13 protein-coding genes and 1 pseudogene are annotated in these 14,979 nt (G+C 58.9%); 12 read left to right on the plus strand and 2 right to left on the minus strand.

Features of this window, described 5'->3' with window-relative positions:
- Positions 1-61: 61 nt before the first annotated feature.
- Positions 62-577 (minus strand): DUF2062 domain-containing protein, encoded by a 516-nt coding sequence (locus ACP7BO_RS04015; protein ID WP_397456010.1) that lies wholly within the window; start codon positions 575-577, stop codon positions 62-64.
- Positions 578-710: 133 nt separating this feature from the next.
- Here ACP7BO_RS04015 and ACP7BO_RS04020 point away from each other — a divergent pair, with 133 nt between their 5' ends.
- The 9 genes and pseudogenes from ACP7BO_RS04020 to ACP7BO_RS04060 all read left to right on the plus strand — a co-directional run bounded on the left by ACP7BO_RS04020 (position 711) and on the right by ACP7BO_RS04060 (position 8,234).
- Entirely contained in the window at positions 711-2,927 is a 2,217-nt protein-coding gene (locus ACP7BO_RS04020; protein ID WP_426208716.1) for a DNA internalization-related competence protein ComEC/Rec2, read from the plus strand.
- Positions 2,928-3,045: 118 nt separating this feature from the next.
- A complete protein-coding gene (locus ACP7BO_RS04025) occupies positions 3,046-3,681 on the plus strand; it encodes a MotA/TolQ/ExbB proton channel family protein (RefSeq protein WP_060696858.1) in 636 nt (211 codons plus the stop codon).
- A complete protein-coding gene (locus ACP7BO_RS04030) occupies positions 3,678-4,106 on the plus strand; it encodes an ExbD/TolR family protein (protein WP_397456013.1) in 429 nt (142 codons plus the stop codon). Before ACP7BO_RS04025 ends, ACP7BO_RS04030 begins: the two co-directional genes overlap by 4 nt.
- Positions 4,106-5,116 (plus strand): tetraacyldisaccharide 4'-kinase, encoded by a 1,011-nt coding sequence (lpxK, locus tag ACP7BO_RS04035; RefSeq protein WP_426208718.1) that lies wholly within the window; start codon positions 4,106-4,108, stop codon positions 5,114-5,116. The genes ACP7BO_RS04030 and lpxK overlap by 1 nt, the downstream gene beginning before the upstream one ends.
- Before the next feature lie 25 nt (positions 5,117-5,141).
- The gene (locus ACP7BO_RS04040) at positions 5,142-5,327 is read left to right on the plus strand and encodes a Trm112 family protein (RefSeq protein ID WP_003442540.1); all 186 of its coding nucleotides are present in this window, start codon (positions 5,142-5,144) and stop codon (positions 5,325-5,327) included.
- On the plus strand, positions 5,324-6,088 hold the full coding sequence (gene kdsB / locus ACP7BO_RS04045) for a 3-deoxy-manno-octulosonate cytidylyltransferase (protein WP_073508820.1): 765 nt from the start codon (positions 5,324-5,326) through the stop codon (positions 6,086-6,088). The genes ACP7BO_RS04040 and kdsB overlap by 4 nt, the downstream gene beginning before the upstream one ends.
- Positions 6,088-6,552 (plus strand): low molecular weight protein-tyrosine-phosphatase, encoded by a 465-nt coding sequence (locus ACP7BO_RS04050; protein WP_397456015.1) that lies wholly within the window; start codon positions 6,088-6,090, stop codon positions 6,550-6,552. Before kdsB ends, ACP7BO_RS04050 begins: the two co-directional genes overlap by 1 nt.
- Positions 6,549-7,568: a UDP-N-acetylmuramate dehydrogenase gene (gene murB, locus ACP7BO_RS04055; protein WP_397456016.1), complete on the plus strand. Its 1,020-nt coding sequence runs from the start codon at positions 6,549-6,551 to the stop codon at positions 7,566-7,568. The genes ACP7BO_RS04050 and murB overlap by 4 nt, the downstream gene beginning before the upstream one ends.
- A gap of 55 nt (positions 7,569-7,623) precedes the next feature.
- Positions 7,624-8,234 (plus strand): annotated as a pseudogene (locus tag ACP7BO_RS04060) (hypothetical protein).
- Between the two features lie 163 nt (positions 8,235-8,397).
- Here the strand turns inward: ACP7BO_RS04060 and rne are convergent.
- The gene (rne, locus tag ACP7BO_RS04065; RefSeq protein ID WP_426208722.1) at positions 8,398-11,625 is read right to left on the minus strand and encodes a ribonuclease E; all 3,228 of its coding nucleotides are present in this window, start codon (positions 11,623-11,625) and stop codon (positions 8,398-8,400) included.
- 707 nt (positions 11,626-12,332) lie between these two features.
- Here rne and rluC point away from each other — a divergent pair.
- Genes rluC through sppA form a run of 3 tightly spaced genes read left to right on the plus strand, consistent with a single transcriptional unit; the run spans position 12,333 to position 14,951 of the window.
- Positions 12,333-13,292 carry a 23S rRNA pseudouridine(955/2504/2580) synthase RluC gene (gene rluC, locus ACP7BO_RS04070; RefSeq protein ID WP_073508818.1) on the plus strand — a complete coding sequence of 320 codons (960 nt, stop codon included), beginning with the start codon at positions 12,333-12,335 and terminating at the stop codon, positions 13,290-13,292.
- Positions 13,282-13,944 (plus strand): HAD-IA family hydrolase, encoded by a 663-nt coding sequence (locus ACP7BO_RS04075; RefSeq protein WP_397456019.1) that lies wholly within the window; start codon positions 13,282-13,284, stop codon positions 13,942-13,944. The genes rluC and ACP7BO_RS04075 overlap by 11 nt, the downstream gene beginning before the upstream one ends.
- Positions 13,945-13,964: 20 nt before the next feature.
- The gene (gene sppA, locus ACP7BO_RS04080; RefSeq protein WP_397456020.1) at positions 13,965-14,951 is read left to right on the plus strand and encodes a signal peptide peptidase SppA; all 987 of its coding nucleotides are present in this window, start codon (positions 13,965-13,967) and stop codon (positions 14,949-14,951) included.
- Positions 14,952-14,979 lie beyond the last annotated feature (28 nt).

Raw genomic sequence — 14,979 nt, forward strand, 5'->3', positions numbered from 1 at the left:
GCTCCTACAGTTGAGATAGCAGTCGTTTAAGTGAACGGCATTACCCTTTACGGGGCCTTTTTCATGGGTGCTTGTTTTTGCGCCGCTTCCATTGGCGGCTCACCCACCAACGCCAATACAGCTGGGTCAGGCAGTAGGCCAGTGCGCCCAGCACAACGCCGCAGACCACGGACCCCAGCAAAAAGGGCTGCCATAGCGTGCTCAACTGGCTGCTGATCCACTCCCAGGTCAGTTTGTCGGGCAGCGAGCGGGCAGGGACGTTCATCAGCCATGCCCCCGTCTTGTATGTGCAATAGAAAACGGGCGGCATGGTGATCGGGTTGGTCAGCCACACCAGACTCACCGATATCGGCATGTTGCTGCGAACCGTGATCGCCAGAAAAGCCGCCAGCAGCATCTGGAAGGGGATGGGGATAAACGCGGCAAAGATCCCCACCGCCATTGCGCGAGAGACGGAATGCCGATTGAGGTGCCAGAGATTGGGGTCGTGCAGCAAGGTGCCCAAAAAGCGTAAGGACTTGTGTTCCCTGATGCTGGCCGGATCCGGCATGTAACGTTTGAAAATTCGCCGTGGCATAGGCTTCTCGCTCGGAGCAAGGGGGCAGTATGCCCAAGTTCGGGGATCCGCCCGTTTAGACTTTGTGACAAATCTTAAAACCTGTAACGCAGATTCCGACTAATCCGATGGAAGGAATTCACGGGATCTGGTTATGCACACAGGAATGCTGGCACTGGCGTCGGGCTTGATTGCGTTGCGCTTTTTACCGGGGCTGCCATTGGGCGGGTGGATGTTGTCAATGCTGGTTGCGGGGCTGCTGCTGGTAGTGTTTCGCCTCTATCCGCCCGGGCTCTTCCTGATTGGACTGACGTGGGCCTGCTTTCAGGGGCAAGCCGCCCTGGATGATCGATTGTCCGCTGCGCTGGATGGTCGCACGCTCTGGGTCGAGGGGCGGGTGGTCGGGTTGCCTCAAAAGTCCGGTGCCTCGCTGCGTTTTGAATTGCAGGATGCGCAGTCGCGCCATGCAACGTTGCCTGCAACCATTCGGTTGAGCTGGTATGGCGGGCCGCCGCTCAACAGTGGCGAGCGTTGGCGGCTGGCAGTCAAGCTCAAGCAACCCCGCGGGTTACTTAACCCCCAGGGGTTTGATTATCAGGCCTGGTTGCTGGCGCAGCGGATTGGTGCAACCGGCACTGTCAAAACCGGCCAGTTACTTGAGCCGGCCACTAACGCCTGGCGCGACGGCCTGCGTAAGCGTCTGTTACGCACTGATGCCAATGAACGTGCGCCGTGGCTTGCGGCGCTGGTTATGGGCGACAGTTCGGGGCTAAGCAGCGACGACTGGAAGCTGCTGCAAGCGACCGGGACTGTGCATTTGCTGGTGATCTCCGGGCAGCATATTGGGCTGTTGGCCGGACTGATTTACGGCCTGATCGCCTTGTTGGCACGTTATGGGTGGTGGCCGCGTCGATTGGCATGGCTGCCCTGGGCCTGTGGCCTGGCATTTGTCGGTGCGCTGGCCTATGGCTTGCTCGCGGGCTTCGGGGTCCCGGTGCAGCGCGCGTGCGTAATGCTGGGGCTGGTGCTGATATGGCGTCTGCGGTTTCGGCATCTGGGAGGCTGGATGCCATTTTTGGTGGCGCTCAATGCGGTGCTGATCATTGAGCCGCTGGCCAGTCTGATGCCGGGTTTTTGGCTGTCCTTTACCGCTGTGGCGGTGCTGATGTTTACCTTTGGCGGGCGGTTGGGGCCGTGGGGCTGGCGTGTGGCGTGGACCCGGCCGCACATATTGATTGCTCTGGGCCTGTTTCCGATGCTGTGGATACTTGGCTTGCCCGTCAGCCTGAGCGGTCCGCTGGCCAATCTGGTGGCTGTGCCGTGGATCAGCCTGCTGGTGCTGCCGACAGCCCTTTTAGGCACATTGCTGTTGCCGGTGCCCTGGCTTGGCGAAACCCTGTTATGGGTTTCAGGCGGCTTGCTTGACGGGTTAATTCGGGGGCTGGCTTTGCTGGCCGGGCATTTATCTCCCTGGCTGGCTGCAGCAGTGCCGTTTGGTGTATGGCTTTTGAGCGCTTTTGGAGTGCTGCTTCTGTTGTTGCCGGCAGGCGTGATTCTCCGCCCGCTTGGCTGGCCGTTGGTGCTGCTCGCAGTTTTTACACCCCGTGAACCGATCCCCCGGGGGCAGGTTGAGGTGTGGCAGCTGGATGTCGGGCAAGGGCTGGCTATAGTGCTGCGCACCCGCAATCACACGCTGCTGTATGACGCTGGACCCAAGGTCAGGGATTTTGATCAGGGCGAGCGGGTGGTGGTTCCGGTGCTGCGTTCCCTGGGGGTAGGCGAGCTGGACCTGATGCTTGTCAGTCATGCGCATCTGGATCACGCCGGCGGAGCATTGGCGGTGCAGCGGGAAATCGGTGTGATGCGGGTAATCAGCGGCGAGGTGTCAGGGCTGCCTGAGCAATTACGGGCGCAGCCTTGTATCAGCGGCCAGAGCTGGGAGTGGGACGGGGTGAGGTTTTCACTCTGGCAGTGGTCCGGGGCGAGTGACAGCAATCAGAGATCCTGCGTGCTGCAGGTCGAAGCCAGCGACGAGCGGCTTCTGCTGACGGGGGATATTGATGCCCAGGCTGAGCGTGCCTTGTTGCAAAGCCCGCTGGCAGTTCCCACCCGCTGGTTGCAGGCCCCGCACCACGGAAGCCGCACTTCATCGTCGGCGGATTTCCTCAAGGCGCTGGCATCGCAGGTGGTGTTGATCTCCCGTGGTCATGGCAACAGTTTTGGCCATCCCCATCCTCAAGTGCTGGCGCGCTATCAGGCGTTGGGCATGCAAGCCCTGGACAGTGCCGAACGGGGGGCAGTGCGGTTTCGATTAGGCACTTTTGGCAACGCAGAGCCTCTGCGTGATCAGCGCCGTTTCTGGCGTGATTGAAGCTTTAACCAGGCCAGGCCGGGCCTCACGCTTGCCTTGGAAGACAGGCTCGGCGGCTACACGAGGGCGACGTCAATCCTGTGGTAAAGTGGCGCACTTTTTCGAGGGGATTTTCACTGTGTGGGAACTGGTCAAATCCGGCGGCTGGATGATGCTGCCGATCATTCTGAGCTCTGTTGCCGCGCTGGGCATTATTGTCGAGCGCCTGTGGACCCTGCGTGCCAGTCGCGTGACTCCGCCTCATCTGCTCGGGCAGGTCTGGGTCTGGATCAAGGACAAGCAGCTGGACAAGGAAAAACTCAAGCAATTGCGCGCCGACTCCCCGCTGGGCGAAATTCTGGCTGCGGGCCTGGCCAACTCCAGACATGGTCGCGAGATCATGAAAGAGTGCATCGAAGAGGCCGCTGCCAGGGTCATCCACGAGCTTGAGCGTTACCTCAACGCCCTGGGTACCATTGCTGCAATGGCTCCGCTGCTGGGCCTGTTGGGTACGGTTCTGGGCATGATCGATATCTTCAGTTCATTCATGGGGTCTGGCATGACCACCAATGCTGCCGTGCTCGCGGGCGGTATTTCCAAAGCGCTGATTACCACCGCTGCGGGCCTTATGGTCGGTATTCCGGCCGTGTTCTTCCATCGCTTCCTGCAGCGTCGGGTTGATGAGTTGGTGGTCGGCATGGAGCAGGAAGCGATCAAACTGGTCGAAGTGGTGCAAGGCGACCGTGAAGTCGACATGGTCGGGAGCAGAGCGTGAAGTTTCGCCGCAAGCCACGGGAAACCGTCGATATAAACCTCGCGTCGTTGATTGACGTGGTGTTTATCCTGCTGCTGTTCTTTGTCGTGACCACCACCTTTACCCGCGAAACCCAGTTGCGGGTGGATCTGCCGGAGGCCGTCACCGGCTCGCCCAGTGACGAGCAGAACGCCAAACAGCTGGATATCGCCATCAGCGCAGACGGGGTTTTTTCGGTGAACGACCAATTGCTGCCAAAAAACGATCTGGCGAGCCTGATCGAGGCCCTGCAGAAGGAGTCCGGCGGCGATACCAGCTTGCCATTGTCGATCAGTGCCGATGGTAAAACCCAGCATCAGGCGGTTATTACAGCAATGGATGCGGCCGGCAAGCTCGGTTTCAGCCATTTGCGCATGACCACTGTTGAGGCGCAGGCGCCTCACTGATGGCCATGTCTGATCGTTTGCTGCGTGCCTGGTATGCCGGGCATCCGCTGCTCAAGCTGTTGAGCCCGCTGGAATGCCTGTACCGCAAAGTGGTAGAGCGCAAGCGCGCGCGCTTTGTCGCGGGTCAAGGCGAGATTTATCGTGCGCCGGTGCCGTTGGTGGTAGTGGGTAACATCACCGTCGGCGGTACCGGTAAAACACCGCTTATATTGTGGTTGATCGAGCATTGTCAGCGCAGAGGCCTTCGGGTCGGGGTGGTGAGCCGTGGTTATGGCGCCAGGCCACCTCAATTGCCCTGGCGTGTCAGCGCCGAGCACAGTGCCAAAATAGCGGGTGATGAGCCCTTGCTGATCGTGCAGCGTACTGGCGTGCCGTTGATGATCGACCCTGATCGCAGCCGGGCAGTCAAAGCCTTGCTGGCAAGCGAGCCGCTGGACCTGATTCTTTCTGACGATGGTTTGCAGCACTACCGGTTGGCGCGGGATCTGGAGCTGGTGCTGATCGATAACGCCCGGGGCCTGGGCAACGGCCATTGCCTGCCTGTCGGCCCGTTACGTGAGCCGGCCGAGCGTTTACAGAGTGTGGACGCGGTGTTGTACAACGGTGCCGCCAGCGACCCGCCGGGCGGATTTGCGTTTCAGTTGCAGCCGACGGCGCTGATCAATCTGCTCAGTGGCGAGCGTAAGTCGCTGGACTTTTTCCCGCCGGAACAGGCAATGCATGCCGTGGCCGGGATCGGTAATCCGCAGCGTTTCTTCACTACCCTCGAAACGCTACACTGGCGGCCAATCGCCCATGCTTTCGCAGACCACGCGCCCTATAGTGCCGAGGTCTTGAATTTTATGCCGCCACTGCCGTTGGTCATGACTGAAAAGGACGCGGTAAAGTGCCGCGACTTTGCGTCGCCTGACTGGTGGTATCTGGCGGTTGACGCTGTACCGTCCGCCGCCTTCGTGCTGTGGATTGACCGACAGTTATTGCGTCTTTTACCCAATCGTCTTTTGCCCTAACCGATCTTTTTCAGGGGAACATTTTATGGACACCAAACTGCTCGATATCCTCGCGTGCCCTGTTTGCAAAGGCCCGCTCAAGCTCAGCGCCGATAAAACCGAGCTGATCAGCAAGGGTGCAGGTCTGGCCTACCCGATCCGTGACGGCATTCCGGTGATGCTGGAAACCGAAGCCCGTACCCTTAGCACTGATGAGCGTCTGGATAAATGATTCCGGTTTTTACCGTTGTGATTCCCTCGCGCTTCGCATCGACCCGTTTGCCCGGCAAGCCGCTGCAAATGATTGCCGGCAAGCCGATGGTTCAGCACGTCTGGGAACAGGCCTGCAAAAGCAGCGCGCAACGGGTGGTGGTTGCCACTGACGATGCGCGCATTGTCGAGGCTTGCAAGGCGTTTGGTGCCGAAGTTCTGCTGACCCGCGCCGATCACGAGTCCGGTACCGACCGGCTGGCTGAAGTGGCAACCCAGCTGGGGCTGGCCAGTGATGCCATCGTGGTCAATGTGCAGGGCGACGAACCGCTGATTCCGCCGCAAGTGATTGATCAGGTCGCGGTCAACCTGGCTGCCCACAGTGAGGCAAGCATGGCGACCCTGGCTGAGCCGATCATGGACGTCGAGACCCTGTTCAACCCGAATGTGGTCAAGGTGGTCAGTGATATCAACGGGCTGGCGCTGACGTTCAGCCGTGCGACCTTGCCCTGGGCCCGTGATGATTTCGCTCTGCACCCCGATCAGTTGCCTGCGGGTGTGCCTTATCGCCGCCATATCGGCATCTACGCCTATCGTGCCGGCTTCTTGCATGACTTCGTGAGCTGGGGCCCTTGCTGGCTCGAAAACACCGAGCGTCTGGAGCAATTGCGGGCACTTTGGCACGGTGTGCGAATCCATGTGGCTGACGTCCTCGAAGCGCCTCCTGCCGGTGTCGATACGATTGAAGACCTCGAGCGCGTTCGGCGTTTGCTGGAGGCTTGATGCGCGTCCTGTTCGTTTGTCTGGGTAATATCTGCCGCTCCCCTACGGCCGAAGGCGTTCTGCGTCACAAGTTGCAGGTGGCGGGTCTGGCAGGGCGCGTTGAAGTGGCTTCTGCAGGAACAGGCAACTGGCATGTGGGTGCAGCTCCCGACAAGCGTACTCAGCGTGCGGCCCTGCTGCGCGGCTACGACTTGTCGGCACAGCGTGCGCAACAGGTCGTAGCCCCCGACTTCAATCACTATGATCTGATACTGGCCATGGACCTGAGCAACCTGCGGGACCTTAAAGCCTTGCAGCCCGCTCATGGCAAGGCTGAGCTTGATTTGTTCCTGCGCCGTTTCGATGGTGTTAAAGACGAAGTGCCCGACCCTTATTACGATGGCGAGGACGGCTTTGAAGAGGTACTGGATCTGGTTGAGTCTGCCTGCGATTTGCTGGTGATTGAGTTGAAGGGACGTTTATGAGTTTGCTGTTGCAGGTTGATGAGTCGCTCAAGCCGTTCAATAGCTTTGGTGTGGATGTGCGCGCGAGCCTGTATGCCGAGGCCCGTAGCGATGACGATGTGCATGAGGCATTGCAGTGTTCGCAGCAGCACAATTTACCTTTGCTGGTAATCGGTGGCGGTAGCAATTTGCTGCTCACCAAGGATGTACCTGCCCTGGTTCTGCGCATGGCCACCCGTGGGATTCGTGTGGTCGAAGACGATGGTCAGCGTGTGGTGGTCGAGGCCGAAGCGGGCGAGGTGTGGCATGCCTTTGTGCTGTGGACACTCGAGCAAGGCCTGTCAGGGCTGGAAAACCTCAGTTTGATCCCGGGAACAGTGGGGGCTGCGCCGGTACAGAACATTGGCGCTTATGGGGTTGAGATCAAAGACGTGTTTGCGGGGCTTACCGCGCTTGACCGGCAATCCGGCGCAATACGCGATTTCACCCTGGCTGAATGCGATTTTGGCTACCGTGACAGCGTGTTCAAGCAACAGCCGGGTCGCTGGGTAATTCTGCGGGTCAGGTTTGCCTTGAGTCGTGCCGCAAGCCTGCACCTTGAGTACGGGCCTGTACGCCAGCGCCTGAGTGAGCAGGGTATCGAACAGCCGACGGCAACGGACGTGAGCCGCGCAATCAGCAGTATTCGTAGCGAGAAGCTTCCGGACCCGGCGGTACTGGGTAACGCGGGCAGCTTCTTTAAAAATCCGCTGGTGTCGGCAGCGCTGGCTGCTGAGCTGAAGCTGGCGCACCCCGGCATGATCGGTTATCCACAAGCGGACGGGCGGGTGAAGCTGGCGGCCGGCTGGTTGATCGAAGCGGCGGGCTGGAAGGGCTTTCGTGAGGCTGATGCCGGCGTGCATCGCTTGCAATCGCTGGTTTTGGTCAACTATGGCTCGGCTACCGGTTTGCAGTTGCTGGCCCTTGCCCGGCGCATTCAGGAAGATATCGAGCAGCGCTTCGCAGTGCAGCTGGAGATGGAACCGAACCTGTATTAATGGCTGCAGTGAGCCGGTGGGGTTGCGCGCCCCTGTTTCCTCATCTGGGTGATTAATGAAGCAAATACCGGCATGGGCGATAGCGTTGACCCTGGTGACGTTAACCGGGTGTACGACCGCTCCGCCCAAAGACCAGAGCAATCTGTGCAATATCTATCGTCAGTACCCTGCCTGGTACAAGGACTCTGTCGCGATGCAGAGCCGCTGGGGAACGCCTCCTCATGTGGCGATGGCAATCATGAAACAGGAAAGCAGCTTTGTCGCCGACGCGCTTCCGCCCCGAGCTTATCTTCTGTGGGTAATCCCGTGGGGCAGGGTCAGCCCGTCATACGGCTATGCGCAAGCTCAGCCGCCTGCCTGGAAGGATTTTGAGCGGAGCATGGGCAGTAGCGGTTCACGCGACAACTTCGCCGACGCCATCATGTTTATCGGCTGGTATGCCGCCGGTACGCAGCAGCAACTGGGCATTTCCAAATGGGATGCCTACAACCAGTATCTGGCGTATCACGAGGGCAGGGGAGGGTTCAGTCGTAATACCTATCGCGCCAAGCCCTGGCTGATGCAGGTGGCCCGCAAGGTTGAGCAACAGTCGAAACCTATGGTGCGCAACTTAATCAGTGCCGTGGAGAGCTGGAAAGTAACAGGCGTTCGTTCTGGTTCTTCTAGCTCCCCGCAATTCATTGTAGGAGCGAGCTTGCTCGCGAGCTTTTCAGCGCGCTTGTAAACAGCTCGCGAGCAAGCTCGCTCCTACAGTTGATACGGTAGATAGCGGAAATAAAAAAAGCCCCGCCAGTTCAGAACTGGCGGGGCTTTTTAGTGGCCTGCAGGATTAGACGAGCGGTTTGTGCTCGTGTTCATTGCCTTCGGCTACGGTTTCGCCAGCAGCTGCTTGAGCGGCAGCAGCGGCGGCTGCTTCACGCTTGCGGCGACGTACTTCGCGCGGGTCGTTAGGAGCGCGACCGTTGCTTGGCGCAGTGCTGGCAACCGGAGCTGCAACCACTACTTCAGTCACTTCAGTCGCTACAACGACTTCTGCCGGAGCAGGCTGTGCAACCACGACTGTCTCGATCACGGCGGCTTCAGTCACTACGGCTTCAACAGCAACCGGTTCTGCAACAGGAGCCGGAGCAGCCTCAACAATAGCCGGCTCGGCAATTGGCTCGCGTACAAAGCGGGCTTCCTTGACATGCTCAGGCGCTTTCTCGATGGCTGGTGCCTCAACAACCGGTGCTTCCACGCTTGGCGCTTCTACTGCCGGTGCTTCGACTACAGCTTCAATCACAGGCTCTGGCGCAGCTACTACTGGCGCTTCGACTGCAGGGGCAGGCTGCTCGACAGCTACCTGAACTTCAGGCTGTGCTTGCGGCGCTGCAACGACTTCGACTTCCGGCGCCTTGACTGCTTCGACCGGGGTTGTTGCTTCAACACTCGGCGCTTCAACCACTGGCACTTCAACTGCAGGGGCTTGAACAACCGGGGTTGGCACTATGGCTACTTCAGTTGTTTGAGCTTTTTCTGCAACCACGGTTTCTGCCGGAGCCGATTCCTGAACGGTTTGGGTGGCACGTTCTGCCTGCTGATTGGCTTGGGCTTCAGCAGGAGCGCTGATGACCGAGCTGGCAACAGCTTCAGTGACGGCCAGGCCGGCAGCCAGTTCAGTGGCGGACGGAGCGTTTTCGCCGTTGCCTTCTTCGCTGTTTTCTTCCGAACCTTCAATCACGTTGCCGTTGGCATCGCGTTGACGCTCACGACGGTTGCTGCGGCGACGCTGGCCACGGGAGCGGCGGCGTGGACGATCGCCTTCGGCGTTGTCCTGCGACTCGTCCTGCGATTGCTCTTCGTTCGACAGAACTTCTTCGTCTTCGGTGGCGGCTACAGGCTGTACTTCGCGTGGTGCACGTTCTTCGCGGGGAGCGCGCGGCTGGCGTTCTTCGCGCGGTGGACGCGGTGCGCGCTCTTCTTCGGCGGCCACTGCAGCAACGGCTGCTACAGGAGCTGCATCCAGAGGCTCGCGCAATTCCCGAACACGCTCTTCACGGGCTTCGCCACGTGGCTTGCGCTCTTCACGAGGTGCGCGTGGAGCACGTTCTTCGCGTGGAGGACGCGGTGCGCGTTCTTCGCGGGCAACTGCAACTACCGGAGTTTCTTCACGCGGCTCGCGAACTTCGCGTGGTGCGCGTTCTTCCCGCGGTGCACGCTCTTCGCGTGGCTTACGCTCTTCATCGCGACGGCCATTGCGATTGCGGCTTTGCTGGCGACCATTGCGGCGCTCTTCATTGCGCGCAGGACGTTCAGGAGTTACCGGCTTCTCAACCACGGTTGGAGCAGCAGGCTCTTCTTTGGAGGCGAACAGGCTTACCAGCGATTTGACCAGGCCTTTGAACAGGCTTGGTTCGGCGATGGTGGCGGCTGGTGCAGCAGCTGGAGCCGGTGCGGCAGCAGCTTCGGTCGGAACCGGTGCCGATGTGCGCGGCGGTGCTGTTTTAACTGCAGCTTCCTGGCGAACCAGAGTGCGAGTGGCGGCAGCCGGCTGAACTTCTTCCACTTCAGCAGCAGCGGCAGCAATTTCGTAGCTGGACTGGTTGGTGTGGGCTTCCGGGCTGTCATCACGCAGGCGCTGAACTTCGAAGTGCGGCGTTTCGAGGTGATCGTTCGGCAGGATGATGATGCGTGCACGGGTACGCAGTTCGATTTTGGTAATCGAGTTGCGTTTCTCGTTGAGCAGGAACGCGGCCACCGGGATTGGCACCTGGGCGCGCACTTCGGCAGTGCGGTCTTTCAGGGCTTCTTCTTCGATCAGGCGCAGAATGGCCAGCGACAGCGATTCAACGTCACGGATGATGCCGGTGCCATTGCAGCGTGGGCAAACGATGCCGCTGCTTTCGCCCAGCGATGGACGCAGGCGCTGACGGGACATTTCCAGCAAGCCAAAGCGCGAGATGCGGCCGACTTGTACGCGGGCACGGTCTGCTTCCAGGCACTCGCGGACTTTTTCTTCCACTGCGCGCTGGTTTTTGGCGGGGGTCATGTCAATGAAGTCGATGACGATCAGGCCGCCGATGTCGCGCAGGCGCAACTGACGGGCGATTTCTTCAGCCGCTTCAAGGTTGGTTTGCAGTGCGGTTTCTTCGATATCGCTGCCTTTGGTGGCGCGCGCCGAGTTGATGTCGATGGACACCAGGGCTTCGGTCGGGTCGATAACGATGGAGCCACCGGAAGGCAGTTCAACGACGCGCTGGAAGGCGGTCTCGATCTGGCTTTCGATCTGGAAACGATTGAACAGCGGAACGCTGTCTTCGTAGAGTTTGATTTTGCTGGCGTACTGCGGCATGACCTGGCGGATGAAGGTCAGGGCTTCGTCCTGGGCTTCAACGCTGTCGATCAGTACTTCGCCGATATCCTGACGCAGGTAGTCGCGGATGGCGCGGATGATCACGTTGCTTTCCTGATAGATCAGGAATGGCGCGGAGCGATCCAGGGAGGCTTCTTTAATGGCGGTCCAGAGTTGCAGCAGGTAATCGAGGTCCCACTGCATTTCTTCGCTGCTGCGGCCCAGGCCGGCAGTGCGCACGATCAGGCCCATGTCGGCAGGGGCGATCAGGCCGTTCAGTGCTTCACGCAGTTCGTTGCGCTCTTCACCTTCGATGCGACGGGAGATACCGCCGGCACGCGGGTTGTTAGGCATCAGAACCAGATAGCGGCCAGCGAGGCTGATGAAGGTGGTCAGGGCTGCGCCCTTGTTGCCACGCTCTTCTTTCTCGACCTGCACGATAACTTCCTGGCCTTCGCTCAGGACGTCCTTGATGTTGACGCGGCCTTCGGGGGCTTTCTTGAAGTACTCGCGGGAGATTTCTTTAAGTGGCAGGAAGCCGTGGCGCTCAGAGCCAAAATCGACAAAGGCAGCCTCAAGGCTCGGTTCGATGCGAGTAATACGGCCTTTGTAGATATTGGCTTTCTTCTGCTCGCGCGCACCCGACTCGATGTCCAGGTCGTAGAGGCGTTGGCCATCTACCAGTGCAACACGCAACTCTTCAGGTTGAGTTGCGTTAATCAGCATTCTTTTCATGTTGTACCGTCGGTTTCCGGGCTACCGGAAACGGCGTTCGGCACACACGACTTCTCATGGTCGGTGTCAGGTGCGTCAGGAGCAGTTGGCCACTCCTGTGTCCAGCGAGGTTCGACCAATGGGGGCGAAGTCGCGACTTACGCTTCCTGCTTGCTGTGGTGACTTAAGCACTCAGTCAGGAGGAGGAATCAACCATCGGCTGTGGACGAGATGAAGCGTCTTGATAAAGCCTAATGCTACACAGTCCGGCGGTTGTGCATCTCCACCCTACACGTATCCCTGATAATTCGGGTGCTGCCGCGCGCAGAATCCGCAGCGGGTTGGCATTTACCGTGTCCTCCAAAAGGGGAGTTCACGCATCATGGCTAATAAAGGCGATGTTTCCGAAGCATTCGCTTGAAATGCCCGAAGCTGACTGCACTTTGTGAACTGGCCGTGAATATCGGCGTAAAAGGCGAGTTTGCACTCTGCTTTCCAGGCTCGCTTCAGGCCTCATGTCACCTGCGCTTGTTACAACTCCAGGTGTTCCGTATGCAGCAAAAGCCCCGTAGGACGGCCTCGCGTCCTGATTAAGAGCGTTGAGCAGGGCCGGTTATTCACCGTTAATCCGCTGTCCAGGCCGCTTTTGGCGGCGTTCGCGACTATAGCAGCAATGATTAAGTGCTTCAATTCCATAAAAAATTGTTATCATCCGCGACATGACGACCACTACCCCCCCGACCCCCAGCGTTCAGCTGCTTGAGGTCTCGCCGGAATATGCCGGCCAACGCATCGACAACTTTTTACTTGCACGGCTCAAGGGTGTTCCCAAGACCTTGATTTACCGCATTTTGCGTAAAGGCGAAGTGCGTGTGAACAAGGGGCGGATCAAGCCCGAGTACAAGCTGCAGGCGGGCGATATCGTGCGCGTGCCGCCGGTTCGCGTGCCGGAGCGTGACGAGCCGGTACCTGTGGCACAGGGTTTGTTGCAGCGACTCGAAGCTGCCATCGTCTATGAAGACAAGGCGCTGATTGTGCTGAACAAGCCGGCCGGTATCGCTGTTCATGGCGGTAGCGGTCTGACTTTTGGCGTAATTGAAGCCTTCCGTCAGATGCGTCCAGATGCCAAGGAGCTGGAACTGGTGCATCGCCTGGACCGTGATACTTCCGGTCTGTTGATGATCGCCAAGAAGCGCAGCATGTTGCGTCACTTGCATGCCGCTTTGCGCGGTGATGGTGTCGACAAGCGCTACATGGCGCTGGTGCGCGGTAACTGGGCTGCCTCGATCAAGCAGGTGCGTGCGCCGCTGATGAAGAGCAATCTGCGTTCCGGGGAGCGCATGGTTGAGGTCAACGAAGAAGGCAAGGAGTCGGTCACCGTGTTCAAGGTGCTGCGTCGCTTCGGCGATTTCGCAACCATGATCGAGGCCAAGCCGATTACCGGGCGTACACACCAGATTCGTGTGCACACATTGCATGCAGGTCACTGTATTGCCGGTGACACCAAGTATGGCGATGAAGGCTTCTCTAAAGAAATTCGCGACCTGGGTGGCAAGCGCCTGTTCTTGCATGCCTACATGTTGACGGTGCCTCTGCCGGAGGGTGGCGAGTTGAAACTGCAGGCCCCTGTTGATGAAATGTGGGCCAAAACCGTGGAGCGCCTGCTGAGTGCCGAATGAGTACAAGCTGCTGATTTTTGACTGGGACGGGACGCTGGCCGACTCGGTTGGTCGAATTGTCGCTGCGATGCATGTTGCGGCGCAGCGTGCAGGCCGTCCTGAGCGTGATGAAGAGGCAGTTAAGGGGATTATTGGCCTGGGCTTGCCTGAGGCCATCCTGACGCTTTATCCAGACATGACAGAAGCGCAGGTGATTGCCTTTCGCCAGCATTATGCTGATGTCTATATGGCCATGGATACCGAGCCGTCACCGCTGTTTGCGGGGGTTGCCGAGTCGCTGGAGGCCTTTCGTGCCGAGGGTTACCGGCTGGCAGTTGCTACGGGCAAGGCTCGTCGAGGGCTTGATCGGGTGCTTAAAGCCCATGGCTGGGAAGATTTTTTCGATATCACCCGCGCGGCGGATGAGACGGCCAGCAAGCCTGACCCATTGATGCTGAATCAAATCCTGGCCCATTGTGCCGTGCAGCCCGGTCAGGCCTTGATGGTGGGAGATGCTTCTTTTGATTTGCTGATGGCGCGCAACGCAGGTATTGACTCTGTAGCGGTGAGCTATGGTGCTCAGTCGGTCGCGCGTTTGCTTGAATTTGAGCCCCGGTTGGCGATTGATAGTTTTCCAGAATTGCGCACCTGGCTGAATCGCCGGGTTAATTAAGATTTTTGCTGGGGTAGAGCATGGTTGATCAATGGAAGGCACCTGCAGAGTCTGAACCGGCTACCGGTGATGACAAGAGCTGGAAATTGCTGGAAAAAACCTTGTTGGCGGGTATCCAGGAGCAGCGCCGGGCGCGTCGCTGGGGCATTTTGTTCAAGGTCCTTACTTTCTGTTACCTGATCATGGTGCTGTTTCTGTTTTCTCCATTGATGGATATGGAGCGCAGTGCCACCAGCAGTGCGTACACCGCCTTGATCGACGTGCGCGGAGTGATCGCGGATAAAGAGGCTGCGAGTGCCGACAATCTGGTCACCAGCCTGCAAGCTGCGTTCGATGACCCCAAGGTCAAGGGTGTAGTGCTGCGCATCAACAGCCCGGGGGGCAGTCCGGTGCAGTCAGGTTATGTCTACGATGAGATTCGCCGTCTGCGCGGCCTGCACCCTGATATCAAGGTGTATGCGGTGATTTCAGATCTGGGTGCTTCGGGTGCTTATTATATTGCCAGTGCGGCCGATGAAATTTACGCCGACAAAGCCAGTCTGGTCGGCTCGATCGGGGTCACGGCTGCTGGTTTTGGTTTTGTCGGGGCAATGGACAAGCTGGGTATTCAGCGTCGTGCCTACACTTCTGGCGAGCACAAAGCCTTTCTTGATCCGTTCGAGCCTGAAAAGCCGGACGAGACCAAGTTCTGGCAGGGCGTGTTGAATGTCACCCATGAGCAGTTTATTGCCAGCGTCAAGCAAGGCCGTGGCGATCGTCTCAAGGACAAGGATCATCCTGAGTTGTTCTCGGGGCTGGTCTGGACTGGCCAGCAGGCTTTGCCGCTGGGTTTGATCGATGGGCTGGGCAATGCCAGTTCGGTTGCGCGTGATGTGATCGGTGAAAAAGAGCTGGTTGATTTCACGGTGCAAGAATCGGCTTTCGATCGCTTCTCTAAAAAGCTCGGCGCCAGTGTCGCTGAGCAATTGGCGATGTGGATGGGGTTTCAGGGTCCAACGCTGCGCTGATCGGTAGGTATTTAAAGAAACCGGCCTG

The organism is Pseudomonas sp. TWR2-1-1 (genome assembly GCF_049897045.1).
Classification (GTDB): Bacteria; Pseudomonadota; Gammaproteobacteria; order Pseudomonadales; family Pseudomonadaceae; genus Aquipseudomonas; species Aquipseudomonas versuta.

Bases quoted from the DNA above. Each gene is read 5' to 3' on its own strand.
- rne (WP_426208722.1), bottom strand. From the start codon at position 11,625: ATGCTGATTAACGCAACTCAACCTGAAGAGTTGCGTGTTGCACTGGTA.
- ACP7BO_RS04015 (WP_397456010.1), bottom strand. From the start codon at position 577: ATGCCACGGCGAATTTTCAAACGTTACATGCCGGATCCGGCCAGCATC.
- ACP7BO_RS04020 (WP_426208716.1), top strand. From the start codon at position 711: ATGCACACAGGAATGCTGGCACTGGCGTCGGGCTTGATTGCGTTGCGC.
- ACP7BO_RS04050 (WP_397456015.1), top strand. From the start codon at position 6,088: ATGCGCGTCCTGTTCGTTTGTCTGGGTAATATCTGCCGCTCCCCTACG.
- sppA (WP_397456020.1), top strand. From the start codon at position 13,965: ATGGTTGATCAATGGAAGGCACCTGCAGAGTCTGAACCGGCTACCGGT.
- rluC (WP_073508818.1), top strand. From the start codon at position 12,333: ATGACGACCACTACCCCCCCGACCCCCAGCGTTCAGCTGCTTGAGGTC.
- ACP7BO_RS04040 (WP_003442540.1), top strand. From the start codon at position 5,142: ATGGACACCAAACTGCTCGATATCCTCGCGTGCCCTGTTTGCAAAGGC.
- kdsB (WP_073508820.1), top strand. From the start codon at position 5,324: ATGATTCCGGTTTTTACCGTTGTGATTCCCTCGCGCTTCGCATCGACC.
- murB (WP_397456016.1), top strand. From the start codon at position 6,549: ATGAGTTTGCTGTTGCAGGTTGATGAGTCGCTCAAGCCGTTCAATAGC.
- lpxK (WP_426208718.1), top strand. From the start codon at position 4,106: ATGGCCATGTCTGATCGTTTGCTGCGTGCCTGGTATGCCGGGCATCCG.